The organism is Phytohabitans sp. LZ39, assembly GCF_059359075.1.
This window is the reverse complement of the sequence record NZ_JCADBM010000019.1, coordinates 1-23,289: the sequence shown is the minus strand read 5'-3', so window position 1 is coordinate 23,289 and position 23,289 is coordinate 1. Positions and strand designations below refer to the sequence as shown.

General features: G+C 70.6%; 25 protein-coding genes, 1 tRNA gene and 1 other RNA gene. 13 read left to right on the top strand and 14 right to left on the bottom strand.

Going from position 1 to position 23,289, the window contains the following annotated elements:
- Window positions 1-5 precede the first annotated feature (5 nt).
- From AC5L36_RS31020 to AC5L36_RS30975, 10 genes are all read left to right on the top strand, one after another.
- On the top strand, window positions 6-479 hold the full coding sequence (locus AC5L36_RS31020; protein WP_441222312.1) for a DUF3307 domain-containing protein: 474 nt from the start codon (window positions 6-8) through the stop codon (window positions 477-479).
- Complete coding sequence (locus tag AC5L36_RS31015) at window positions 476-697, top strand: hypothetical protein (RefSeq protein WP_441222311.1); 222 nt, start codon at window positions 476-478, stop codon at window positions 695-697. The genes AC5L36_RS31020 and AC5L36_RS31015 overlap by 4 nt, the downstream gene beginning before the upstream one ends.
- Complete coding sequence (locus tag AC5L36_RS31010; protein ID WP_441222310.1) at window positions 694-2,886, top strand: cell division protein FtsK; 2,193 nt, start codon at window positions 694-696, stop codon at window positions 2,884-2,886. Before AC5L36_RS31015 ends, AC5L36_RS31010 begins: the two co-directional genes overlap by 4 nt.
- Before the next feature lie 140 nt (window positions 2,887-3,026).
- Window positions 3,027-3,275, top strand: coding sequence for a hypothetical protein (locus AC5L36_RS31005; protein ID WP_441222309.1), 249 nt, complete (start codon window positions 3,027-3,029; stop codon window positions 3,273-3,275).
- Window positions 3,272-3,574 carry a hypothetical protein gene (locus tag AC5L36_RS31000; protein ID WP_441222308.1) on the top strand — a complete coding sequence of 101 codons (303 nt, stop codon included), beginning with the start codon at window positions 3,272-3,274 and terminating at the stop codon, window positions 3,572-3,574. The genes AC5L36_RS31005 and AC5L36_RS31000 overlap by 4 nt, the downstream gene beginning before the upstream one ends.
- Window positions 3,574-3,873, top strand: a complete 300-nt coding sequence (locus AC5L36_RS30995) for a hypothetical protein (RefSeq protein WP_441222465.1) — start codon at window positions 3,574-3,576, stop codon at window positions 3,871-3,873. The genes AC5L36_RS31000 and AC5L36_RS30995 overlap by 1 nt, the downstream gene beginning before the upstream one ends.
- 23 nt (window positions 3,874-3,896) lie before the next feature.
- A complete protein-coding gene (locus AC5L36_RS30990; RefSeq protein WP_441222307.1) occupies window positions 3,897-4,769 on the top strand; it encodes a bifunctional DNA primase/polymerase in 873 nt (290 codons plus the stop codon).
- A complete protein-coding gene (locus tag AC5L36_RS30985) occupies window positions 4,766-5,797 on the top strand; it encodes an AAA family ATPase (protein WP_441222306.1) in 1,032 nt (343 codons plus the stop codon). The genes AC5L36_RS30990 and AC5L36_RS30985 overlap by 4 nt, the downstream gene beginning before the upstream one ends.
- 353 nt (window positions 5,798-6,150) lie before the next feature.
- The gene (locus AC5L36_RS30980) at window positions 6,151-6,357 is read left to right on the top strand and encodes an excisionase family DNA-binding protein (RefSeq protein WP_441222305.1); all 207 of its coding nucleotides are present in this window, start codon (window positions 6,151-6,153) and stop codon (window positions 6,355-6,357) included.
- Window positions 6,358-7,533: a tyrosine-type recombinase/integrase gene (locus AC5L36_RS30975; RefSeq protein WP_441222304.1), complete on the top strand. Its 1,176-nt coding sequence runs from the start codon at window positions 6,358-6,360 to the stop codon at window positions 7,531-7,533. It begins immediately after the preceding gene.
- A 69-nt stretch (window positions 7,534-7,602) separates the two neighbouring features.
- Here the strand turns inward: AC5L36_RS30975 and AC5L36_RS30970 are convergent.
- A tRNA-Ala gene (locus AC5L36_RS30970) sits at window positions 7,603-7,675 on the bottom strand.
- An 82-nt stretch (window positions 7,676-7,757) separates the two neighbouring features.
- On the bottom strand, window positions 7,758-8,312 hold the full coding sequence (locus tag AC5L36_RS30965; RefSeq protein ID WP_377250352.1) for a YqgE/AlgH family protein: 555 nt from the start codon (window positions 8,310-8,312) through the stop codon (window positions 7,758-7,760).
- A 133-nt stretch (window positions 8,313-8,445) separates the two neighbouring features.
- On the opposite strand from AC5L36_RS30965, the gene AC5L36_RS30960 reads away from it, so the two are divergent.
- Window positions 8,446-9,249, top strand: a complete 804-nt coding sequence (locus tag AC5L36_RS30960) for an S-methyl-5'-thioadenosine phosphorylase (RefSeq protein WP_441222303.1) — start codon at window positions 8,446-8,448, stop codon at window positions 9,247-9,249.
- On the opposite strand, the gene AC5L36_RS30955 is transcribed toward AC5L36_RS30960, so the two are convergent.
- Window positions 9,224-9,925, bottom strand: a complete 702-nt coding sequence (locus AC5L36_RS30955; RefSeq protein WP_441222302.1) for a response regulator transcription factor — start codon at window positions 9,923-9,925, stop codon at window positions 9,224-9,226. The genes AC5L36_RS30960 and AC5L36_RS30955 overlap by 26 nt on opposite strands.
- A 57-nt stretch (window positions 9,926-9,982) precedes the next feature.
- A complete protein-coding gene (locus AC5L36_RS30950) occupies window positions 9,983-10,447 on the bottom strand; it encodes a hypothetical protein (protein WP_441222301.1) in 465 nt (154 codons plus the stop codon).
- A gap of 134 nt (window positions 10,448-10,581) precedes the next feature.
- Here AC5L36_RS30950 and AC5L36_RS30945 point away from each other — a divergent pair, with 134 nt between their 5' ends.
- The gene (locus AC5L36_RS30945) at window positions 10,582-11,175 is read left to right on the top strand and encodes a DUF402 domain-containing protein (RefSeq protein ID WP_441222300.1); all 594 of its coding nucleotides are present in this window, start codon (window positions 10,582-10,584) and stop codon (window positions 11,173-11,175) included.
- Between the two features lie 90 nt (window positions 11,176-11,265).
- On the opposite strand, the gene ssrA is transcribed toward AC5L36_RS30945, so the two are convergent.
- From ssrA to AC5L36_RS30895, 10 genes are all read right to left on the bottom strand, one after another.
- Window positions 11,266-11,641, bottom strand: a transfer-messenger RNA (tmRNA) gene (ssrA, locus tag AC5L36_RS30940).
- A gap of 69 nt (window positions 11,642-11,710) precedes the next feature.
- Window positions 11,711-12,751, bottom strand: a complete 1,041-nt coding sequence (locus AC5L36_RS30935) for an SRPBCC domain-containing protein (RefSeq protein ID WP_441222299.1) — start codon at window positions 12,749-12,751, stop codon at window positions 11,711-11,713.
- 69 nt (window positions 12,752-12,820) lie between these two features.
- A complete protein-coding gene (locus tag AC5L36_RS30930; protein ID WP_441222298.1) occupies window positions 12,821-13,909 on the bottom strand; it encodes an SRPBCC domain-containing protein in 1,089 nt (362 codons plus the stop codon).
- A gap of 22 nt (window positions 13,910-13,931) precedes the next feature.
- The gene (gene smpB / locus AC5L36_RS30925; RefSeq protein ID WP_441222297.1) at window positions 13,932-14,408 is read right to left on the bottom strand and encodes an SsrA-binding protein SmpB; all 477 of its coding nucleotides are present in this window, start codon (window positions 14,406-14,408) and stop codon (window positions 13,932-13,934) included.
- A gap of 64 nt (window positions 14,409-14,472) precedes the next feature.
- The gene (locus AC5L36_RS30920) at window positions 14,473-15,720 is read right to left on the bottom strand and encodes a peptidoglycan DD-metalloendopeptidase family protein (RefSeq protein ID WP_441222296.1); all 1,248 of its coding nucleotides are present in this window, start codon (window positions 15,718-15,720) and stop codon (window positions 14,473-14,475) included.
- Between the two features lie 119 nt (window positions 15,721-15,839).
- The gene (ftsX, locus tag AC5L36_RS30915) at window positions 15,840-16,718 is read right to left on the bottom strand and encodes a permease-like cell division protein FtsX (protein WP_441222295.1); all 879 of its coding nucleotides are present in this window, start codon (window positions 16,716-16,718) and stop codon (window positions 15,840-15,842) included.
- Window positions 16,719-16,752: 34 nt separating this feature from the next.
- Window positions 16,753-17,433 (bottom strand): cell division ATP-binding protein FtsE, encoded by a 681-nt coding sequence (ftsE, locus tag AC5L36_RS30910; protein WP_441222294.1) that lies wholly within the window; start codon window positions 17,431-17,433, stop codon window positions 16,753-16,755.
- Window positions 17,434-17,539: 106 nt separating this feature from the next.
- Entirely contained in the window at window positions 17,540-18,661 is a 1,122-nt protein-coding gene (gene prfB, locus AC5L36_RS30905) for a peptide chain release factor 2 (protein ID WP_441222293.1), read from the bottom strand.
- 19 nt (window positions 18,662-18,680) lie between these two features.
- A complete protein-coding gene (locus tag AC5L36_RS30900) occupies window positions 18,681-19,196 on the bottom strand; it encodes a PadR family transcriptional regulator (RefSeq protein WP_441222292.1) in 516 nt (171 codons plus the stop codon).
- Window positions 19,197-19,329: 133 nt separating this feature from the next.
- The gene (locus AC5L36_RS30895; protein WP_441222291.1) at window positions 19,330-20,706 is read right to left on the bottom strand and encodes a serine/threonine-protein kinase; all 1,377 of its coding nucleotides are present in this window, start codon (window positions 20,704-20,706) and stop codon (window positions 19,330-19,332) included.
- 181 nt (window positions 20,707-20,887) lie between these two features.
- Between AC5L36_RS30895 and AC5L36_RS30890 the strand changes: the two genes are divergently transcribed.
- On the top strand, window positions 20,888-23,200 hold the full coding sequence (locus AC5L36_RS30890; RefSeq protein WP_441222290.1) for a helicase-associated domain-containing protein: 2,313 nt from the start codon (window positions 20,888-20,890) through the stop codon (window positions 23,198-23,200).
- Window positions 23,201-23,289 lie beyond the last annotated feature (89 nt).

The following is a 23,289-nucleotide window of genomic DNA, read 5'->3' as shown; positions in this document are numbered from 1 at the left end:
TTCCCATGTTCGCAGATCCAACCGCTGAGCTGGGCACGTTCGGCGCTGTCTTCGCTGCCCTGTACGCCGCTCACCAGGTCGCCGACCACTGGATTCAGACACAGTGGCAGGCCGACACCAAGAGCCGGACCGGCTGGCTCGGCCGCCTCGCGTGCGCGGCGCACGTTGCGACCTACACCGCGACCAGCCTATTCGCGCTGTTCGCGGTCGCCGCCGCGACCGGCTGGCGCCCGTCCCCGTGGCACCTGGCGATCGGCATGAGCATCTCGGCCGTCTCGCACTACATCGCCGACCGGCGGACGCTGCTGTTCCGACTGGCCTGCGCGCTCGGCTCTGGCCGGTTCTGGATTCTCGGCGCCCCTCGGCCGGGCTACGACGACAACCCCACGTTGGGCACGGGCGCGTACGCGCTTGACCAGTCCTGGCACGTCGGCTGGCTGTTCTTCGCCGCCCTGTTCATCGCCGGAGGTACCTCGTGACCGTCCACACCGAACAGTCTGAAATCGGTTACGTGGCAACGGATCTGGACAACTTCGCCGCCACCCTCGCCGACCTCGCATCGGCCATTACCCAACGGGAGCCGGCCGCCGCGTGGTCTGCCGTGTTCGAGATCCGCGCTCACGACCACGACCTGTCCGCCGCACTGGCCGACTATCTGTCCTTCACCGGCCTGACCTGCAAGGAGGCTACGCCGTGACCGTCAACCCCAACCCGGAAGACTTCGACTGGAGCGCCGCCGAGGCTGAGTTGACGGACGCCGAGGTCGTTGACCTCGACGCCGCCCGCAACCGCCGCGCTTCCGGCCCGGCCACTGTGGACACGGACGACGATGGCGACGTGTACGAGGACGCGGAGTCCATTGAGGACGATGCTCCTGTGTTGGGTGCGCCCGTGGATCGGCCAGACGACCCGGGTTTCACGCCGCCACGCCCGAACCGGCGGCCGGTGCTGCCTCAGTGGGCGTACACGGTGCGCGGCTGGAAAGCCGCGATCCGCCACCAACTCAAGGACGCCGGCTACGTGCTGGCCTTCCACGGCGTGCGGGTACCCAAGTACGGGGTCAAGGTGGCGTTGTGGGCGCCGGTCGGGCTGTTCCGGGGTACCGGCCGCGTGTTGCACTGGGCGACCGCCGAGGAAGGCAACTGGGCGCTTCGGCAGGCGGCCGCGAACCGTGGCGAGGCTGACGTGTGGCTCAAGCTCGACGCGCGCCGTCAGCGTCAGTCGACGTGGCGTTGGTGGCTGCTGCTGGGCGCCACCCTCGCGCTGACCGTGGCCGTGCTGGTACTGCTGTACGGGCCGGTACCGGCGTGGTCGCAGTGGTCGGCGATCGCGCTGGCGGTGGGTGTGTTGGCGCGGGCCGGGCGGCCGGATGACAGGCCGATCACGGACCGGGTTACCGAGGCGACCCGCTACCGCAAGCTGACCGCTGAGCTGGTCCGCCGTGGCCTGACCTCGTTGGGCATCGCCGCCATCAACTCCGCTGTCGCCAAGGACCCGCGCGCGATCAGCTTCCCGATGGACATTCACCGCGACGGACCGGGACACCTGGCCGTGGTGGACCTGCCCTACGGGGTCGAAGCGTCCGAAGTAGTCGCACGCCGCGGCAAGCTGGCCTCAGCGCTGCGCCTACCGATGGATCAGGTCTGGCCCGAACCGGCCGAGGGACACACCGGACGGCTCGGTTTGTGGGTCGGCTATGAGCCCGCGTCGGCGATGAAACCCCCTGTGTGGCCGCTGGTTCGTGACGGCAAGGTGGACGTGTTCAGCCCGTTCGCGTTCGCGTTGACGCCGCGCATGGAGTTCGTTCACGTCGAGCTGATGTTCCGTAACTGGCTGTTCGGTGGCCAGCCCGGTTCCGGCAAGACGTTCGCGCTTCGCCTCCTGGTTCTGGCGGCATCGCTCGACCCGCGGGTGGAGCTTCGCGGCTACGAGTTGAAGGGCGTCGGTGACTTCCGCGTGGTGGAGCCGCTGTGCGCCGAGTACGGCAACGGGTTCGATGACGACACCATCGCCCGCTGCGCCGCGTTCGTGGACTGGCTGTACGAGGAGTGCCGGCGCCGGTCGAAGCGGATCGAGCACTACGCCAAGCTGGGCAAGGCGCCGGAGAACAAGGTGACGCCGGAGTTGGCTTCCCTCAAGGGTTCTGGCCTACACCCGCTCGTCGCGTTCATCGACGAGATCCAAGAGCTGTTCACCCATCCCAAGTACGGCAAGGCGGCCGGGGAGATCCTGGAGAAGGTCATCAAGCTCGCCCGCGCGCTGGGCATCATCCTGCTGATGGGCACCCAGATTCCCGACAAGGACAGCCTGCCGACCGGCATCACCCGCAACGTGAACACCCGGTTCTGCCTGTCCGTGGCCGATCAGACCGCGAACGACATGATCCTGGGCACGTCGATGTACAAGCGCGGCTACCGGTCCACCGTGTTCCGCCCGGTGGTCGAGGCTGGTTGGGGCATCCTGGCCGGGTTCGACAAGCCGGCGCCGCGCAAGTCGTTCTATGTGGACACCAACGCCGCCGCCCGCGTGGTCGAGCGCGCGATGGTGTTGCGGGGCAAGGCCGGCACGCTACCTGAGCCGGACAGCCAGACCCGGGACGCGGCGCACATCGCCGACGTGCTCGCCGACCTCGCGCAGATCTGGCCGGACGGCGAGGACAAGGCGTGGAACGAAACCCTGTGCGCGAACCTGCGCGAGCTGCGCCCGGACGTGTACGGCGGTTGGGAGTCTGCGCAACTCACGGCGGCGTTGAAGCCGTTCCCGGCCGTCAAGGTCACCGACGTCGGGCGGCGCATCGACGGTAAGCCGGTCACCCGGCGCGGCATCGCCCGCGCCGATGTCCTCGCCGCGATCGCGGAGCGTAACCACAAACGGTCCGGGGACTGATGGCCGGGGTCTGCTAGCGCTAGCGGCCTGCGCTGCTAGCGCTAGCAGACCCGCTAGCACCTGATCACGATCCTGAGCTGCGATCTAGCGGATAGCAGCTCACGGCGCTTCGTACCCGAAAACAGCCCTAGGAGCCTGTTGTGGACACCCCCGCTGTCGCTGCTAGCGTCCTCTGTCTCATCCTCCCGGCCGTCACCCTCGGTTACGCGTTCACGTGCTGGGTGTGGCCGTTCAAGCACTGCCCCCGTTGCCACGGCAGCGGCAAACGGCGCAGCCCGATGGGCCGCGCGTTCCGGCTGTGCCGGCGCTGCGAGGGCACCGGCCGCCGGCTACGCGCCGGCCGCTGGCTGTTCAACCACTTTCACCGCATCCGCCGGGACGCCCGATGAGCCGCCGCCTGCCACACACCGAATGGTGCGCCCGGGACCACCGCTGCAACCTACGCGAGCACCGCTCCGACGAAATCGTGGTGACCCTGCCCGGCTACGGCCGGGCCGTGCTTACCCGCGTGGCTGACGAGCACGGTCGCGAGTACGCCGAGATCCGGGCGCGTCTGGCGTTGCACCCGGTCGAGCCGGCCGCACGTCGGCAACTGCAAGCCGTGCTGGCCGACCTGCGCGACCTGGTAACCCGCGTCGGCAACGCCGCCCGACCCGCGCCGCGCCACAGTGGACGGACCGCCGCGTGATGGCCGACAACCGCCGCGACGGGCCGTCGTTCCGCGATCCGCCGCTGACCGGCGCTGAGGTCTGGCTGACCGGCACGCTCGCCGAGCTGCACGCCATCACGGCGGCGCTCGGCGAGGCCGGCGCGATCGCCTACCAGGCACCGCGCAGGGCCATGCACGGCACCGACGCCGGCCGCTACCGCCAGTACCTACGCCTCAACATCGCCAGCGCCGCACCCCGCCAGCGCCACCACGCGCGGCCGGACGACTCCGGCGGCGTGCTGATCGACCTCGACGCCGCCCGGCGGCGTACCGCATGACCACAATGGAGGGAGCGACCCTCATGACCCTACTGGACAACGCATTGAGCGCCGCACGGCGCGGCTGGCACGTATTCCCACTCCGGCCCGACGACAAGCGCCCGGCCGTCAAGGACTGGGAAACCCGCGCAACCTGCGACCCCGCGCGGATCGCCCGGTGCTGGTCAGCCGGCGCGTACAACGTCGGTATCGCGTGCGGGCCGTCCGGCCTGGTCGTCATCGACCTCGACCGGCCCAAGCCGGACCAGGTAGCGCCGGAGGTGTGGCGCATCCCCGGCGTCAACGACGGCGGCGACACGCTCGCCGTACTCGCCGAGCGGCGCGGCCAGCCGTACCCGTGCGAGACGTACACGGTCACCACGGCCAGCGGTGGAACCCACCTGTACTGGCAGCACCCGGACGGGCCGGAACTGCGCAACACGGCCGGCGCGCTCGGCTGGCTGATCGACACCCGCGCACACGGCGGATACGTGGTCGCGGCCGGCAGCATCGTGGACAGCAACCCGTACACCGTCGAGTGGGACGTCGACCCGGCGCCGCTGCCCGGATGGCTGGCCGACCTGCTCACCGCCGAGTTGCGGCCGCTTCCGGTCGAGGAAGCCGCGCCGGTCCTGCTGCGCGGGGCCGGCCGCCGCGCCGCGTACGTCGGCGCCGCCATCGACGCCCAACGCCGGCGGATCGCCGAAGCGCCGCAAGGCCAGCGCAACCGGGCGCTGTACCTGTCCGCCGTCGCGCTCGGCCAACTCGCCGCTGGCGGCGCGCTCGCCGAGGAGGACGTGTACACGGCCCTGTGGCCGGCCGCACGCGCCGCCGGCCTCACCCGACGCGAGACAGACCGCACGATCCGATCCGGCATCAAGGCCGGCGCGGCGCGACCGCGGAGCGTGGCAGCATGAGCGCCGCGACGCCGGCCGAGCGGCCGGAGCTGCACGTCGTGCGTGCCGACGAACAGCCCGATGTGCTCTCCCCGGTGCGCCGGGAGACCGGCCGTCTCCGCACGGCATGGACGGCCGCTGACCTGATGGGCATGGAGTTTCCCCCGCCACGGTGGGCCGTGCCCGGCATCATCTGCGAGGGGGTCAACCTGCTGGCCGGCCCGCCGAAGGTCGGCAAGTCCTGGCTCTCGCTCGCGCTCGGCCTCGCCGTCGCGGCCGGCGGCATGGCGTTCGGCGCCATCGACGTGCAGGCCGGACCGGTGCTCTACCTCGCGTTGGAGGACACGCCGCGCCGGCTACAGTCGCGGATCGGCAAGGTGCTGGCCGGGCAACCCGCGCCGGCCGCGCTGACGCTCGCGACCTCGTGCCCGCCGCTGCCACAGGGTGGCGACGAAGCGATCGCGACCTGGCTGGACCGCAACCGCGACGCGCGCATGGTCATCATCGACGTGTTCGCCAAGATGCGCGGCGCGTCCGCGCCGGGCATGTCCGCCTACGACGCCGACTACGCCGCCGTAGGCCGGATCAAGAAGGTGGCCGACGCCTACGGGATCGCGGTGCTGATGGTCCACCACGTGCGCAAGGCCGGCTCGGAGGACTTCCTAGAGGCCGTGTCCGGCACGAACGGCATCGCGGGTGCCGCCGACGCCACGTTGGTGCTCAAGCGGCCACGCGGGCAAGCCGATGGCGTGCTGCACGTGACCGGCCGCGACGTAGACGAAGCGGAGTACCCGCTGGCGTTCGACGCGCACGCCGGAGCGTGGCTCATGCTCGACGGCCCAGCCACCGACCACGAACTAGGCGACACCCGGTCGGCGATCATCCGGCACCTGCGCGGCAACCCGGGCAGCGCGCCGAAGGTCATCGCCGAGGCGACCGGTCTCAACCCGGCCACCGTCCGGCAGACCTGCACCCGGATGCTCGCCGACGCGCAGGTCACCTGCGACGCCGCCGGCCGCTACTCGCTGCCCGATACAGGCGTGTCCTGACTGTCACCCGTGTCACCCGTGTCACTCAACTGCCTCTGACCTGCGGAAACGCTTCTGATCATGAGTGACAGCAGAGTGACAAGATCAGCTAGACATACCGCCACATAAGCCTCTCAGAGGCTCTGAGCGGACTTGCCGCTACTTATCACACCAGGCCATCACAGATCTTGGCTCTACGTGGCTCTCAGCGGGCCGCCCTACGGCCCGCTGAGCGTCCGCACCCGTACCCATCACGCGGGTTGCCTCACACACCGGTAGGCGCTCTCAGCGCTTCTCAGCCGGTCAGAGAAGGGCACCCTGTCTCGCTTTCAGGCATAGAAACCCCTGCTTAACCCTGAAGGGAGCTGCTACCCGTGGCTGAGAGATACCTCTCCATCCCTGAAGCCGCCGAGCGTCTCGGCACGACCGAGCGGTTCCCCCGCCGGCTTATCGAGGAGCGGCGGATCGAATTCAAGAAGTTCGGAACTCACGTCCGCATCGCCGAAAGCGTGCTGGACGCCTATATCGAGTCGTGCACTGTGTCCCCGATCCGTCGAGCGTCGAACAGGAGGGCCGCCTAGGTGAGCGGCAACAGCAAGGGTCGGAAACGACGGTTCGGCAGCGTACGAAAACTGCCGTCTGGACGGTGGCAGGCACGTTACATCGGTCCCGATGGACTACCGCGCAAGGCACCCGACACGTTCGACAGGAAGCGCGACGCCGAGCAATGGCTAGTGGGGACCGAGGCCGAGATTCTCAGAAAGGAATGGATAGATCCGGACGCGGGAAAGATCACCCTCGGCGAGTACGCAGACGACTGGGTGCGCGAACGTGACCTTAAGGCGCGTACGCGAGAGGAGTACGAGCGGCACATTCGGCTCCACGTCCGGCCGTTCCTGGGCGACCTCGCGCTCAACGAGGTCACGGCGCCGCGCATCCGAGGCTGGCGGGCCGATCGGCTCGCCGACGACGTGGGTACGTCCACCGTCGCCAAGACGTACCGGATTTTGCACGCGATCTTCGCTACGGCTGTCGATGACGACCTGATCCGCCGCAACCCGTGTCGGATCAAGGGAGCGGGTCAAGATAAGGCCGAGGAGCGACCTACCGCGACGCTGGATCAGGTCTTCGCTATCGCCAACGCGATTCAGCCGCGCTATCGGCTACTGGTGTTGCTGGCGACGTTCGCACAGCTCCGATTTGGCGAGCTAGTAGCGCTCCGGCGGCGCAATGTTGACCTCGATTCGATGGAACTGCGTGTGCGGCGCGCAACGGCAGAAATGGAGGACGGTACCCAGGTAGACGACGACCCCAAATCCGATGCCGGCAAACGTCCAATCAGTCTGCCGGCTGGCCTAAAGAAGGACATCCAGGCTCACCTAGAGAGCTTCGCGCAAACAGGCCCTAACGGTCGGCTGTTCGTCGGTCCGCAAGGCGGCATTCCTCGGCGGCGCAACTTCAACCGCGTCTGGAAGAAGGCGCTCAGGGATGCCGGCATCCCTGCCGAGATGGATCTACATCTGCACGACCTACGACACACCGGTAGCACGTGGTCGGCGCAGAGCGGCGCGACGCTCAAGGAACTCATGGCCAGGATCGGCCACTCCAGTACCCGAGCGGCGATGATCTACCAGCACGCGACCCGTGATCGAGACCACGCGATTGCGGCGGCGCTAGACACGCTGATCACGGAGGCGCGAGACACTCCGTCGCGGCCTGATCTGGCACGGATCTGGCACGCGGCGACTGAGCGCTAGCGGAGACGAGAAACGCCCTGGCGTCTGGGATTCCTCCCTGCCAGGGCGTTTGTCGTCTGTGGATCTGGGTGGAGCCGAGGGGACTCGAACCCCTGACCCCCACACTGCCAGTGTGGTGCGCTACCAGCTGCGCCACGGCCCCAAACATCCCCGGTCTCCCGGGCACCCGCGCAATAGTACACACCCCCAACCCGGGGGTCATCTCGCAGGTGCCGGCGCGCCGCTCAGTTGAGGGCAACGTCCGGTGGGAAGTGGGCCACCGCGGCCAGGATGCCTCCCTGCCGGCGCAGCACCATCGGCCACAGGTCGTCGGGGCGCTCGACGAACGCGTCGCCGGGCAGCGCGTCGAACACGAACCAGGAGCCCGAGGAGATCTCCTCCTCCAGCTGCCCGGCCGACCACCCCGAGTATCCGGCGAACACCCGGATGCCGGCCAGGCTCTCCTGGAGCGACTCGGGGTCGACGGAGAGGTCGACGGTGCCGATCGAGCCGGACACGCGGTGGAAGCCGCGGGCCCGGCGCACGCCAGGGTGGGTGCGGGCGAGGCAGATCGCGGACTCCGGCTGCACCGGGCCACCCTCGAAGAGGACGGCGGGATCGCGAGCCATCGCACCCCAGTTGCCGAGCACCTCGGAGACCGGCACCTCGGTGGCCCGGTTGAGCACGACGCCCAGGGCACCGCCCGGCTCGTGCGCGACCAGCAGCACAACGGTGCGGTCGAAGTTGGGATCCTTCAGGGCCGGGGTCGCGACCAGTAGCTGCCCGGTCATCGACTCCATCGACCGCCCCCCGATCCGCTGCCCCTCTCCGTGCACGGACGCCCCCGCTACTCGTGGGGCCCAGAAATACAAGACTCGCTTGCCATGCATCGCACCATAGCTTGCGGATCTGCCCCTGGTTAAGGTCTCAATCGTGAGCCCACGTGCTGAGTTTGCCGTGATCGGCGGTTCTGGCCTGTACGCCCTGCTGGATGGCGCGACGGAGTTCACCGTCGACACGCCATACGGTCCACCGTCCGACCCAGTGACCATCGCCGAAGTGGGTGACCGGACGGTGGCGTTCCTCCCCCGGCATGGGCGGGACCACCGCTACCCGCCGCACCGCATCCCCTACCTGGCCAACATGTGGGCGTTGCGCTCCATCGGGGTACGGCAGGTTCTCGCGCCGTGCGCGGTTGGCGGGCTGCGACCCGAGCTGGGGCCGGGTTCGTTCGTGATCCCCGATCAGCTGATCGACCGGACGAGCGGGCGTACGCAGACCTACTACGACAAGGGCGCGGTGCACGTGTCGTTCGCCGACCCGTACTGCCCGGTGGGGCGGGACACGGTGCGCGAGGCGGCGGCGCGGCACGGTGTGACCGCGGAGCCGGCCGGCACGATGGTGGTGGTCGAGGGGCCGCGCTTCTCGACGCGCGCGGAGTCGCGGTGGTTCACCGCGATCGGCGGCACGGTGGTCAACATGACCGGCCACCCGGAGGCGGTGCTCGCTCGCGAGCTGGCGCTCTGCTACACCGCGATCGCCCTCGTCACCGACCTCGACGCGGGCGTGGAGGGCGACCACGGGGTCACGCAGGAGGAGGTCTTCCGGGTCTTCCGGGAAAACACCGACCGGCTGCGCGGCGTCCTCCTCGACGCGATCGCCGCGCTCCCGGCGAAACGTGGGTGCCCGTGCGGGTCGGCGCTCGACGGGATCACGCTACCGTTCGCTCTGCCGTAGCCGGCTCGTAGCGGTAGCCGACGCCCCACACGGTCACGATCCGTGTGGGGTCGGCGGGGTCGGCCTCGATCTTCTCCCGCAACCGTCGCACGTGGACGGTCACGGTCGAGTGGTCGCCGAACGTCCAGCCCCACACCGCGTCGAGCAACTCGCTCCGCTTGAACGCGCGGCCGGGGTGGCGCAGCAGGTACGCGAGCAGGTCGAACTCCCGTACCGTCAAGGCCAGCTCGCGGTCACCGAGGAGGGCGACCCGCCGGGCGACGTCGACCACGAGATCGCCGTCGCGGAGCACGAGGGTGGTCTCCTGCGGCGCGGTCCGGCGCAGCACGGACCGCACCCGCAACACCAGCTCGCGGGGTGAGAAGGGCTTGGTCACGTAGTCGTCGGCGCCGATCTCCAGGCCGACCACGCGGTCGGCCTCCTCACCCAGCGCGGTCAGCATGACCACCGGCACATCGCCGTCGCGCGCCCGCATCCGCCGGCAGACCTCCAGGCCGTCCATCCCGGGCAGCATGAGATCGAGTACGACGAGAGCGGGCCGGCGCTGCTCGAACGCGACCATGGCCGCGGGCCCGTCGGCGGCGAGCGCCACCTCGAAGCCGGCCCGCTCCAGGTAGCGGCGGACGACGTCGCTGACGGTCGGATCGTCGTCGACGACGAGCACGCGCTGTCCCATCTGGCGAGCGTAGGTCTCGCTCACGGCCGCGTGTAGGCCTGTCAGCGGACCGTAAGGTCAGGTCTCGCCGCCGATGTCGGTCGCGTAGGCCTCGTAGACGAGGTCGGCCCCGCGCTGGCGGTGGCGGGACAGCTCGCGCAGCAGGTCGCTCGACCACGCCCGCAGCTCCTCCACCGACGGCCCGGACTGGTCGACCCGCCGCTGCAACGCGGACATGGCGGTGGCGACGGCCGCGTGCTCGCGGACCAGCACGTGGACGCTGCGGGCCAGGCGGGGCGCGTGGTCGAGCAGCTCCGCGTACAACCCGTCGGCGCCCTCGGTCACCACGATGTGCTCGGCGAACGCCCCACGCAGGCCGTGCAGCCGGGTGCTCACCCGCGGCCGCCACCCCGGATCGCCGGCCGGCGCTGCCAGGGCCCGCTCAAAAGACTGGATGCTGTGCAGCAGCGCGACGCGGTGGCGCCGGGCGACGGCGAGCGACGCGGCGTTTTCTGCCGCTGTCGGGTGAGACGGTCCTGCCACCATGACGCACCTCCCGCCACGAGCTATTAGCCGATGGTCGCCCTAGGCTCACTCCCTGTCCAGCCCCAAAAGCTTTCTCATAAGCCCCTTAAGAAACATGGGCATCAACGACATCATCGCTATGGTGCGATCGTATGGAGCTCTTCGCACCGGGCACGGTGATCGACCGCCGAGAGGTGCTGCACGGGCGCACGTGGCTGGCGACCCCGGTCCGCGTCGTCTGGGACAGCGGCGACATCCTCGTCACATATCTGGCGGAAGGTACACCGCTGCTCTTTCCCGCGCACCCGTTCGGCCCGCACCCCTGGCAGGGACAGGAGCAGTGGACCGGCAGCAGCCTCCTCCAGGTGCACCGGACGGGTGACGCCTACTCGCTCTGGGCCTTCTACCAGGACGGCGCCTTCACGGGTTGGTACGTCAACTTCGAGGCGCCGGCACGCCGCTGGGAGTACGGCTTCGACACGGTGGACCACGGCGTGGACATCTGGATCCCCGGCGGCGGACCGAAGTGGCAGTGGAAGGACCGCGCCGACGTGGCCCACCTGGTCCAAGCCGGCCGCCTGACCCAGGACGAGGCCGACGCGGTGTGGGCCGAGACCGAGAAGGTGGCGGCCGCCCTCGACCGCGACGAGCGCTGGTGGAGCCCCTGGGAAGGCTGGAAACCAGACCCGACCTGGCCGGTACCCGATGGGGAGGCCTCCCGCGCCCGCCTGTACGCGTCCTCATAGCCAGGAGCGGGGCGTCCGGGGGTCGCCCCCGGAGCAGACATAACGAGCGACCTCGGTCCGCGCTCTTCGCGGACAGAGGTCGCTCGTCGCTGGTGGAGGTGCCGGGAATCGAACCCGGGTCCTTCGGCGTGTTGACAGGGCTTCTCCGAGCGCAGCTCGCTGTGCCTCTACTCGGCCCCTCCGATCACGCGAGCGAGTCGGTGTGACGGGCCCAGTCGCTGATTAGTCTCACCGCGCGAGCCCCGCGACCGGGCTCGGTTGGCCAGCCTTCTAGCTGATGCCGGTTACTGGACCGAAGGCGATTCCAGACCGACAGACTCGCTTACCCGCCTCAGGCGGCGAGAGCGAAGTCAGCGCGCTTGTTGTTGGCGCTTATTGGTTTCCGACGACCGATTCACGAGACGACGTCGGCTTCCTCGGCTCGCTTCCCCTACCTCGACGTACGAAGTCGAAACCAGTCACCCCCTCGAAGGATCTCCAGACAGATAGCCTAACGCCTTCGGCAACCCGATACATTCCGCCCGGCCGGCAGGCGCTACGAGCAGGGCTTTCCGTCCACCTCGCAGGCCTCAGGCCCCTCGTCGGCAAGGCCCGAGTCGACCACGAACTCGAACGTCACCGAGGCAGCGGCGGCCAGGTCGGCGCCGGTGAAGGTGACCTTGTTGCCCTCCTGGCGGAACTCGGCGCCGTCCGCCTCCGTCACCTGCGCCCTGCCCCGCAGGGTGATGATCACGGCCCACTGCGCGGCGGCACCCTTGCCGGTGTTGCTGACGGTGACCTTGCCCTCGTACCCGAGCCCGAGGATGCCACGCGACGTCGTCTCGTAGTCCGCGCCGAGCACGGCCGGCGCCGCGGGAGCGGTGGTGCCCTCCTTGGGCGGAGCGCTGGTCGCCGGCCGGGTCGGTGTGCCGGTGGTGGGGCTCGCGGACGGGCTGGGCGAGGCCGCGCCGGTGCCGAGCCCGGCGACACCGCCCGGCGTAGTGACCGTCGGGGAAGGAGCGGCGGGAGCGCCGGTCTGCGGTGCGGCGGCCGGCTCCCCGTCGCCGGTGCGGGTCAGCGCGGCCACGGCCACGATGGCCAGCAAAACCAGCCCGGCGGTGGAGAGCGCCACCCGCCGGCGCCCGCGGCTCTTACGGTGGTCGGGAGCGACGAACGGGATCACCTCGGTGACCGGCTCGGCCGGGCTCCCCGGCGCCGGGGCGTTGAGGTCGACCTCCTGAAACGCAAGCCAGTCGAGGATCGCCGGCAGCCGCTCGTGCAGCACCGCGTCGTACGCGGCGCGCAGCTCCTCGCGCTCCGCGTCTTCCCACTCGCCGTAGACGCAGGACTGGCGGAGGATCAGGGTGGCGCCGTCCGGGGTCGGCGTCAGCTCCCAGACGAGCCGGGTGCTGAGCTCGTCTTTGTCCCAGAGCATCGCCAGCCGTCGCTGCCCTTCGACGCCGGTCACCTCGGCCTCGCCGACCGGCGCGAATCCGGGCAGCTCAAGCCACTGGGAAAGCAGCTTCTCCTCGGTAAGCGCCCGCCAGACCCGCTCGGCCGGGTGCTCGAGATCGACATCCATCCGGATTTCGCTCACCGGGAGACCTTACAGACATTCGCACGTGGCGTGCCGACCCAGTTGGGAGCGCTACTCCAAGCACTCGGCTCACAACCCTGCGCAGGCCGTCGCGCCGACTTTGCAGCTGAGCGGCCGCTGCGGCGAGACGAGCGGAAGGTCCAGCACGACGTCGAAGACGACCCGGGCCGAGCCGCCCGCCGGCACCGCCGCGCCGTTGAACGCCCACCCCGACCCGCCCAGGCTTGGCTGCGGACCCTCCACCTTGGTCACCAGCGACAGCGCGGGCACCGTGATCGTCAGCGTCCAGCCACCGGAGGCGGTGCCGCCCTTGTTTTCGACGACCACCTCGCCCCGGTAGCCGAGCGCGTTGGTCGAGACGGTGCGGTAGCTGGCGGCCAGCGCGGCAGGCGCGGCGGCCGTGGCCTCGGTGGTCGCCCGGCGCGTGACGGGCGGGGTGGTGGCCGGCCGGCGGGTCGTGGCGGAGACGCTGGGCGACGGCGACGCGGTCGGCGGGCGTTGGGTGGCGCCGGTCGCCGTGGCGGCGGTGACCGTCGCCGACGCGTACGCCGCCGGCTGGCCACTCGACCCGGTCGCCACGGCTTCGGCGGGCGCGCTGGTCTTCGAGGGCAGGTTGGCGAGCAGCGCGGCGACAAGCCCGATCAGGAGCGCGGCCGCCACGATCGCGAGGACCTGGCGGCGCCGGTGCGGCCGCGCCACGACCGGCGCGGGCAGCCGCGGCGCTCCGGGCACGACCGGGTCACCCTTTCCAGCCAACCCATCGAGTACCGCCGGGAGCCGCTCGCCGAACAGTCGGTCGTACGTGGACACCAGCGCCTGGCGGCGGGCGCTGCCCCGCACGCCGAGAAAGCCGGACTGGCTCACCATCAGCAGGCAGCCCTCGGGCTTGGGCTTCAGCTCCCAGGCGACCCGGGCGTGCAGCTGCTCGCCCTTCCACCGCATGACCAGCCGCCGCTCGGCGGAGACCTCCAGCACCTGCCCGGCGATCGGGCCGTCGAAACCCGGCAGCGCGTCCGGAAGCAGCTGGAACTTGCTGCCCTGGATCGGCTGGAAATCGGCCGGCATGAACCAGCGCGCGAGCAGCCGGCGCTCGGTGAGCGCACGCCACACGAGCGCGGGCGGATGGCCGAAGTCGAAGTCGATCCGGATTTCGGTCACCGGGGAACTGTAGAGCCTTGGGCTACTCCATGCCCTTCCCGCGGCGGCCCATCGCTTTGTTGATCTCGCGGTCGGCGTCGCGCTTGGCGAGATCCTGGCGCTTGTCGTAGGCCCTTTTACCTCGGGCGAGTCCGATCTCGACCTTGGCCCAGCCGTCCGAGAAGTACACCGAAAGGGGAATGAGGGTGAGCCCGCTCTCCCGCAGCTTGCCGATCAGCCGGTCGATCTCGATGCGCTTGAGCAGCAGCTTTCGGGTGCGGCGGGGCTCGTGGTTGGTCCAGGTGCCCTGGCTGTACTCCGGGATGTGCATCCCGTGCAGATACAGCTCGCCGCCCCTCTCCTGGGCGAACGCGTCCACGAGGGACGCCCGGCCGGCGCGGAGCGACTTGACCTCGGTGCCGGTGAGCGCCATGCCCGCCTCATAGGTGTCGAGGATGGCGTAGTCATGCCGCGCCTTGCGATTCGACGCGACGACCTTACGACCCTTTTCCCTCGGCACCGCGCAATGGTACAGGCCCCGGCGGCCGGGGCCTTGCGCGCGGAGCGCGCGCCGACAAGCAGGGTCAGCAAAGGCAACCCGGCAGCCATTTGAGCGGCTGCACGGGGGTGCCGGAGAGGCGCACCTCGAAGTGGAGGTGGTAGCCGGTCGACGCGCCGGTCGTGCCGACCCGGCCGATCACCTGGCCGCGCCGTACCTGCTGGCCGGGCCACACGAGGATCCGCGACTGGTGGGCGTAGCAGGTGCTCAACCCGCGCCCCTTGTATCGCCCGTGACTGACGCACGTGTAGTTGCCGTAGCCGCCGTTCCACCCTGCGCGGATCACCCGCCCGTCGGCGGCGGCGAGGATGGGCTGCCCGCCGCCGGCCGCGATGTCCACGCCGGCGTGCAGCTGCCACACCTTGTAGTACGGGTCGTAGCGCATGCCGAAGTCGCTGGACTTCCACCCCTGCACCGGCATGAGCAGGCGGGCGCCGGGGCGAATCGCCGGCACCCGGCCGCCCGGGCGGGTGACCTTCTGCCGGTCCTCCCACTCGCGCAGCTCCTGCTCGACGCGCTCGGCCTCGGCCTTCGCCTCCTCGTACCTGGCCAGGCTCGCGTCGCGCTCCTCCTCGGCGACCGTGAGTGCCTCCTCGCGCTGGTCGGCGAGCGCGGCGACCTCGGCGACCGCCGCGTCGGCCGCGGCCTGGGCCGCACGGGCCTCGGCCAGCGCCCCCTCGGCCGCGAGGCGGGCCGCCTCCGCCCTACGCTGAGCCAGCCCGGCGTCGTTCTCCGCCTGCTTGGCAGCCCGGCGCGCGGTGACGAACCCGTCCAGTGCTTCCTTCTCGGTGCTCATGATCCGCTCGAAGTAGCCGAGCCGCTCGGCCGCGTCGATCGGGGTGCGCGCGTCGACCAGGAGGTTGAAGCTGACCAGGTCGCTCCCCTTGTACGCGGACTCGGCGAACCTGCCCACCCGCTCCCGAGCGACCTCGACCTGCCGTGCGGTCGCCTCGTGCCGATCGCTGGCGGCGGCGAGCGCCAACTCCGCCGCCGCGGCCTCCCGCCGGGCGGTGTTGGCGGCGACCTCCGCGGCCACCACCTCGCCGCGGGCCGCAGCCGCGTGCTCGCGTGCGGCCGGCAGCTCGACGTTTACCGCGGCCAGGCTCTTGGCGGCCTCCCGCGCCCGTTCGGTGGCGCCCTCCAGGATCGATGCGGCGGTGGCGACCGCGGCGTCGACACGCTTCTTGTCGTCGCGCGGGTCACCTTGCGCCGGGCCCGCCGGCAGCAGCAGGAGCACAACGAAAAGGGCAAGCCAGGCACGATGGGGTCTCACGGGCAACTCCCCTCATACGTGGTCTTTACCGTACTCCTGTCACAACGCTCTCAACAGTACAAACGCGAATCGCCGCCCCCCGAGGTGCGGGGAGCGGCGATTACGGAGAGTAGCGGTAGCTAGACCCGCAGGTAGAAGCGGAGCGTGACCCAGGCGGTGACCGCGCTGACCAGGGCACCGGCGCCGGCCATCAGCGGGAACATGAGCAGCACGTCGCCCCAGCCCAACGGCGTCAGCAGCTCGGTCAGGTCGCGTAGCGAGCCGTCGAGTAAGAACCACTTGCCCAGCACCAGGCCGATGAACGCGATGATCGAGCCGATGATGCCGGCGACCACCGCCTCCAGCACGAACGGTGCCTGGATGAACCAGTTGGAGGCGCCGACGAGCTTCATGACGGCGACCTCGCGCCGTTTGCTGTACGCGGCGACTTGGATCGTGTTTCCGACCAGGAGCAGTGCCGCGATCGCCATGATCGACGCGGCCAGCAGCGCCATGTTTTGGACGGCGCCGAGGATGTTGAAGATCTTGTCGAGCAGTCGCTGCTGGTCGACGATCGTCTCGACGCCCTCGTTGTTCTTGTACTTCTCGTTGATCTGCTCGAACTGCTCGGGGTTCTTCAGGCGCACGCGGAAGGACTCGGGCAGCTGGCCCGGCTTGACGGCGTTGACCAGGTCGGGCGCGTCCGCGTACATGGTCTTGAACTTCTCGTACGCCTGTGCCTTCGACTCGTAGATGACCTGGGCCACCAGCGGGTCGCCCTTGAGCGCCTCGTCCACCGCGGTGCGCTGCTGATCGGTCACGTCGTTGTTCAGGAAGATCGCTACTTCGATCTGGTCGTAGTAGAAGTCCTTCATGCTGTTGACCTGGAGGTACATCAACCCACTGGCACCCAGCATGGCCAATGAGACGGCCATCGTGATGATCATGGCGATCGTCATGGTCACGTTGCGCCACAGCCCGACCATGACCTCGGACAGGACGTACTTAGCGCGCTGCATCGGGGGTTCCTTCGCTGGGGGTTAGGTCGGTGGACTAGCCGTAGACGCCGCGCGCCTGGTCGCGGACGATCCGGCCACTCTCGATCTCAACGACCCGGCGCCGCATCTGGTTGACGATGTTGGAGTCGTGGGTGACCATCACGACCGTCGTGCCGGTCCGGTTGATCCGGTCCAGCAGGCGCATGATCTCGATCGACGTGTCAGGGTCAAGGTTTCCGGTCGGCTCGTCCGCCAGCAGGATCAGCGGCCGGTTGACGAAGGCTCGCGCCACCGCCACGCGCTGCTGCTCACCACCGGAGAGCTCGTGGGGGTAGCGGTGCTCCTTGCCGCCGAGGCCGACGAGCTCCAGCACCTCGGGCACCACGCGGCGGGCCACCGCCTTCGTCTTCCCGATCACCTCGAGCGCGAACGCGACGTTCTCGTACGCCGTGCGGTTGGGCAGCAGGCGGAAGTCCTGGAAGACGCAGCCGATCGAGCGGCGGAAGTGGGGGATCTTCCAGGAACGCATCGATGTCACGTCGCGCCCGTTGACGACGACCCGCCCCTGGTTGGGCGTGATCTCGTGCAGCAGGAGCTTGATGATCGTGGACTTGCCGGAGCCGGACGGGCCGATGAAGAAGACGAACTCGCCCTTCTCGATCCCGCACGACACCTCGTCCAGGGACGGCCGGGATGCCTTGGGGTACGTCTTCGTGACGTGCTCGAGCTGAATCACGGGTCAGGAGTCTACGCGGTGTAACCGGATAGCCAAGTCCACCCTGCACCGGTTCGCGCGCATTGCCACAAAAAACCACGCGGCGTTGAACCCACGACATGGGTCCCTAGGCCGACCCTTGCTCGAGCTCCTGCTGCTTACGCCAGCGGATCCCAGCCTCGATGAACTCGTCGAGGTCACCGTCGAAGACCGCGGCCGGGTTGCCCGTCTCCTCCTCGGTGCGCAGATCCTTCACCATCTGATACGGGTGCAGGACATACGACCGCATCTGGTCGCCCCACGAGCCGGCGGCGTCGGTCCTCAGGCCCTCCATCTTGGCCTGCTCTTCCTGCCGCTTTCGCTCCAGCAGGCGGGCCTGGAGCACCCGCAGAGCGGACGCCTTGTTTTGCAGCTGGGACTTTTCGTTTTGGCACGTGACCACGATGCCGGTCGGGATGTGTGTGATCCGCACCGCCGAGTCGGTCGTGTTAACGCTCTGTCCACCAGGCCCGGACGAACGGTAGACGTCGACCCGCATCTCGTTTTCCGGGATGTCGATGTGGTCGGTCTGCTCGACCACCGGGAGCACCTCGACACCCGCGAAGCTCGTCTGCCGCCGCCCCTGGTTGTCGAACGGGCTGATCCGCACCAGACGGTGGGTGCCCGACTCGACACTCAGCGTGCCGTAGGCATACGGCGCCTTGACCGCGAAGGTGGCCGACTTGAGGCCCGCCTCCTCCGCGTACGACGTGTCGTAGACCTCGGTGGGGTAGCCGTGCCGCTCCGCCCACCGCAGATACATCCTCAGGAGCATCTCGGCGAAGTCGGCCGCGTCGACCCCACCGGCGCCCGCCCGGATCGCCACCAGGGCCTCCCGCGCGTCGTACTCACCGGAGAGGAGGGTGCGCACCTCCATCTCCTCGATCGCCTTGTGCAGGCTGGCAAGCTCGGTGCCGACCTCGGCGCGGACGCCGGGGTCGTCTTCGGCTTCGGCCAGCTCCAGCAGCACATGGGCGTCGTCGAGCTGGCGGCGCAACCCCTCCAGCCTTCCGATCTCCCCGTTGACGTACGACAGCTTCGACGTGACCTGCTGCGCCCGCGCCTGGTCATCCCACAGGTCGGGGGCGGACGCCTGCTGCTCAAGCTCTGCCTTCTCCTGGCGCAGCCGGTCGAGGTCGAGAACGGCCTCGATGTTGCGCAAGGTGGCGTCGAGAGTCTTGAGCTGGTCGGCAAACTCGGCAGCGGTCACAACAACCAAGGATAGGCCGTCAGGCTCCCGGTGCCGTCTTCAGCCACGACAGGGCGGCCCGGTGGTACGCCACCGCGAACTCGAGCGCCGCCGAACCGTAGTTGTCGCCGTCCTTTTTGACCTCCTTGGCCTGCTCCCGCGCGGAGGCGAGGGCGTCCGTGTGGTACTTGGTGGCGCCGGCGTAGAGGTCCTTGAGCTGAGCGGCGGAGTGCTGCTCGCCGAACGCCACGCGGAGGGCGATCGGGTTACGCACGGCGTCGCGGCCGGGCTCCTCGGCCAGCCACCGCGTGAAGGCTCGCTTGCCGGAGGCGGTGATCGCGTACGGCTGGCTCGACCGCGGGCCGGGCTTGCCGAGGCGGACGTAGCCGGCGTCGGCCAGGGCGGGCAACTCGCGGTAGACCTGGCTGCGCGTCATCGACCAGAACGGACCGAGCCGTCGCTCAGCCGAGGCCATCAGCTGGCCGCCGGTCATCGGTCCTTCGTGGAGCAGCCCGAGGAGGGCTGCGGCGGTGGGGTTGATTGCAGTTTCTGCCATGCCCTCCACGCTGCCACTTTGTCGCCGCCGCGTCCAGGATTTCGCGTGATCCGCGGGGCGATATCCTCCACTGTGCACTGTCCGTGCCCGACAGTCCGGTGAGGACGCGTAGCTAGTTGATCACAAGAAGTGATCATCCTGCCCGGCGCGGGGTCGGCAGCACATCACCGATGTCTGGCCAGTCTTCCATCCCGGGCGGTAGGTCCATCGTGGATGGGACCACTGTGGAAGGAGTCGTCTCCGGTGCCGGTGTGACGGCAGCGACTGGCGGTGTGGCCGTAGCGGCGGGGCCGGCGGGCGCGGGTCCACGCGAGGATCCGCCGCCGGCGACGAGAAGCGCGCCCATTACGGCGATCGCGGCGATGGCGGCCGCGCCGGCGCCGGCCAGCACGACAGGTCCGCGCCGGCGGCGCTTGGGCGGTGGCGGGACTGTTGGCACGGCAGCGGCCATCGCGGGCACCGGCGCCGGCACCGGCTCGGTGTTGGCGCCCGGCCAAGGGCTCTCGGTGCCGTACGCCGCGCCGAGCTCGATGGCGGAACCCATTCCGGCCACGGGGATCGACACCATCCGCCCCACGTACGCCGAAGCGGGCGAGACCGGGGCGGCGCGGAGCGGCACCCAGGTCACCCTCGCCACCGCGGCGGCGGCTCCGGCGGGACGGGGCCACCACGTGATCTGGTCGGCCGCGAGCGCCGGCAGCGGGGGCGCGCCGTCGAGCGCCGGCTCCACGCCCCGCAGCCGCGCGGCGACGAGCCGGGCGTCCGGACGCTGCGCGGGATCCGGCGCCAGGCACTCCTCGATGACCGGCCACACGACCGGTGGCAGGCCTGGCGGCGGTACGGCGGCGCACATCCCGTGCCGGCGCAACACTTGGAGCGGACCGCCGCCCCGGAACGGACTCCGGCCGCACAGGAGTTCAAAAAGGACGATGCCGAGCGCGTAGATGTCGGCGGTCGGCGAAGGAGTGGCCCCACCGACCACCTCCGGCGCGGCGTACTCCGGGGTGGCGTGGATGGAGGCCGGCGGCGAGTCGTCCACGCGGCGCGCGACGCCGAAGTCGACGACCCGCACGGGCCCGCCGTCCGCCGGCACGACGAGGTTGCCCGGCTTGACGTCGGCGTGGACGATGCCGTGCTCGTGCAGGTACGCGAGCGCGTCGGCCACCTGCGCCACGATGTTCGCCGCGATCGCCGGCGGCACCGGCCCGTCCCGGCGTACCCGCCGGCGCAGGTCCTCCCCCTCCACGAGGTCCATGACGATCGCGAGCGGGCCACCCGTGTCGACGAGCCGGTGCGGGCGCACCACGGACGGGTGGTTGACGGCGGCGAGCAACCCGAACTCGGCCCGGAAACCCCGGACCAGCTCGGGCTGCTCGGCCGCTTCGGGACGCAGCATCTTCACTGCCACCGACCCCCCGGTGACCGTGTCGACAGCCCGCCACACGGAGCCGATCGCGCCCTGAGCGATCTCCCCCTCCAGCCGGTAGCGGCCGTCCAGAACCCCGTCCATGCCTACCCCGCTCCGCCGCTCGGCGCTCGTTCGCCGTCGTAGCCAAGGCCCGTAGCCTCGCGGCTCCCGCTCATGGATGGAACGCTATGGCTGCTGGCGGCACCCGCGGGGCGGCGCGACACGGGTTTGGCACGAACCGGGGACTGGCGACCCGCCGCTCACTGCGAGAGGGTGGACCTCCGTGACGTCACCTCTGGTGCGATGGCTCGCCAGCCTCCCCGCCGACGACCTCGCCGCCGTCCTGGCCCGCCGGCCGGAAGTGCTGGCCGGCCCGCCAGTGTCCAGTTTGACCGGTCTCGCCGGGCGCCTACAGGAGAGCGAGACGGTGATCGCCGCCGCGGGCGCGCTGCCCCTGCCGGCGCTGCAAGTGATCGAGGTGCTCCAGGCCCTCGGCGGCCCGCTGGTCGGGCTCGACCGGGTCGCGGCCGCCATCGGCTGCAAGCCGGACGACGCCGAGCTCGTCGCCACGCTCACCGTGCTCGCCCAGCGGGCCCTCGTCTGGCCCGACGGTGACGAGCTGCGCATGGCCGGCCCGCTGTGGCACGCGTTCGAGCACCCGCTCCAGCTCGGCCTGCCGGCGCGCCACCTCCTGGAGGGCGCATCGGTGACCGAGCTGCACGAGATCGCTTCGGCGCTGGGGCTCCCTCGCGGGCGTACCCGCGCGACGGCTCTCGCCGACGTGTGCGCCGCGCTCGCCGACGGTGAGCGCGTGCGCGCGGTGGTGGCGTCCGCCCCGGTCGCGGCCCGCGATCTGCTCGCCAAGGTCGCCTGGGACGGTCCGCTGGTGGTCATGGGCATCTACGACCGTCCAGGCAACGGACCGCTCGCCTGGGCACTGCGCCACGGCCTGCTGGTGTCGGACGGCTGGCAGCACGCGCAGATGCCCGGCGAGGTCGGGATGGCGTTGCGCGGTCCGGACTGGCGGGCGCCGTTCGACCCGCTGCCGCCGGCGCCCGACCTTGTCGCCGTGTCGCCGGAGGCGGTCGCCCGGGAAGCCGCCGCCGCGGCCACCACCGCGGTCGAGCAGGCCTCCGCGCTGCTCGGCGCCGTCGCCGCGGCGCCCGTCGCGCTGCTCAGGGCCGGCGGTGTCGGCTCCCGCGAGCTGCGCCGGCTGGCCAAGTCGGTCGGCTGCGGCGAGCCCGAGGTTCGGCTGTGGTTGGAGCTGGCGTACGCGGCCGGCCTCGTCGGCGTCTCCGAGATGCGGGTGCTGCCCACCGAGGCGTACGACGGGTGGTGCGCCGCCGAGCCGGCCGGCCGCCTCGTGCCGCTGCTGCGGGCCTGGCCGCACCTGCCTGCCGCCCCGCTCGCCGCCGACGGCGCGGCGCTGACCCGGGACGCGATCGGGGTGGCGGCGTACGACCTGCGCCCCGCCCTGCTCCAAGCCGCCGCCGAGCTGCCCGACGGTAAAGGCGCGGCGGCCGGGCTCGTCGACGTGCTCGGCTGGCGGCTGCCGATGCTCGCCGACGAGCCGGCCCTGCTCGACGGGCTGTGGCGGGAGGCGCATCTGGTCGGCGCGCTGGCGCACGGCGCGCTGACGCCGCTCGGCCGGGCGCTGGTCGCCGGAGCTTCCTTGGACGCCGCGGCCGCGTCACTGCTGCCTTCCGCGGTCGCCGAAGCCGTCTTCCAGAACGACCTCACCGCCGTCGTGCCGGGCACCCCCGCGGCGGCGCTGGCCGGCCTGCTCGACGCGGCGGCCGTGCGCGAGTCCGGTGGCGGCGCGGTCACCTGGCGGTTCTCGGCCGGGTCGGTGCGGGCGGCTCTCGACGCCGGCCACACGCCCGACGGCCTGATCGCCGACCTCCGCGCCGTGGCGGTCGGCGGTGCCGTCCCACAGGTGCTGGAGTACCTCGTCGGCGACGTCGGCCGGCAACACGGGCGGGTGCGCGTGCGGGCGGTCGGGTGCGTGGTGCGCGCCGACGATCCCGCGCTGCTCGCCGAGATCGCCGGCGCGCGGTCGCTGCGCCCGCTCGGGCTGAGCGTGCTGGCGCCGACCGTGCTCGCCAGCGCACGGCCGCTGGCCGAGACACTCACCGCGCTGCGTGCCGCCGGATACGCGCCGTCGGGCGAAGACGCCGACGGGATCACCGCGGTCGAACGCGCGCCCCGCCACCGCGTGCCGACACCGCGCCGGCCGGAGCGCACCCGCCCGCCACGCACCCCCACCGACGCCAAGGCACTCGCGCAGCGGCTACTTTCGTCCTATGTGGACAGCGCCGCCGAGCCCGCCGCTCTCCGCCCTACCCCGATGAGCGTCGCGCGCGACGTACGCGACCACGCGCCGCACCTCTCCACGGCGCAGCGGCTCCTGCTCATCGGCGCGGTCAGCCAGGGCACGCCGGTCGAGATCTCCTACACCGACGGCGAAGGCGAATCCACCCGCCGCGTCATCGAGCCCGCGGAGCTGGACGGACCAAAGCTCTCGGCCTGGTGCCAACTCCGCGACGACGAACGCGTCTTCCTCCTACCCAGGATCGAGTCGGTCTCCGCGATCTAGAGACCTTTCGGCGTCGGGGTGGACTGGCTTTGAATTCCTGTTAGGACGGAGATTGGGCTACCGCGATGTCCGTCGTGGTCCGGGCCGTT

Excerpts from the sequence above, each read along its gene's own strand:
- AC5L36_RS31020 (WP_441222312.1), top strand. The coding sequence starts at position 6 with ATGTTCGCAGATCCAACCGCTGAGCTGGGCACGTTCGGCGCTGTCTTC.
- AC5L36_RS31000 (WP_441222308.1), top strand. The coding sequence starts at position 3,272 with ATGAGCCGCCGCCTGCCACACACCGAATGGTGCGCCCGGGACCACCGC.
- AC5L36_RS30995 (WP_441222465.1), top strand. The coding sequence starts at position 3,574 with ATGGCCGACAACCGCCGCGACGGGCCGTCGTTCCGCGATCCGCCGCTG.
- AC5L36_RS30990 (WP_441222307.1), top strand. The coding sequence starts at position 3,897 with ATGACCCTACTGGACAACGCATTGAGCGCCGCACGGCGCGGCTGGCAC.
- AC5L36_RS30985 (WP_441222306.1), top strand. The coding sequence starts at position 4,766 with ATGAGCGCCGCGACGCCGGCCGAGCGGCCGGAGCTGCACGTCGTGCGT.
- AC5L36_RS30965 (WP_377250352.1), bottom strand. The coding sequence starts at position 8,312 with ATGGAGTCGATGACCGGGCAGCTACTGGTCGCGACCCCGGCCCTGAAG.
- AC5L36_RS30955 (WP_441222302.1), bottom strand. The coding sequence starts at position 9,925 with ATGGGACAGCGCGTGCTCGTCGTCGACGACGATCCGACCGTCAGCGAC.
- AC5L36_RS30945 (WP_441222300.1), top strand. The coding sequence starts at position 10,582 with ATGGAGCTCTTCGCACCGGGCACGGTGATCGACCGCCGAGAGGTGCTG.
- ftsX (WP_441222295.1), bottom strand. The coding sequence starts at position 16,718 with ATGCAGCGCGCTAAGTACGTCCTGTCCGAGGTCATGGTCGGGCTGTGG.
- AC5L36_RS30900 (WP_441222292.1), bottom strand. The coding sequence starts at position 19,196 with ATGGCAGAAACTGCAATCAACCCCACCGCCGCAGCCCTCCTCGGGCTG.
- AC5L36_RS30895 (WP_441222291.1), bottom strand. The coding sequence starts at position 20,706 with ATGGACGGGGTTCTGGACGGCCGCTACCGGCTGGAGGGGGAGATCGCT.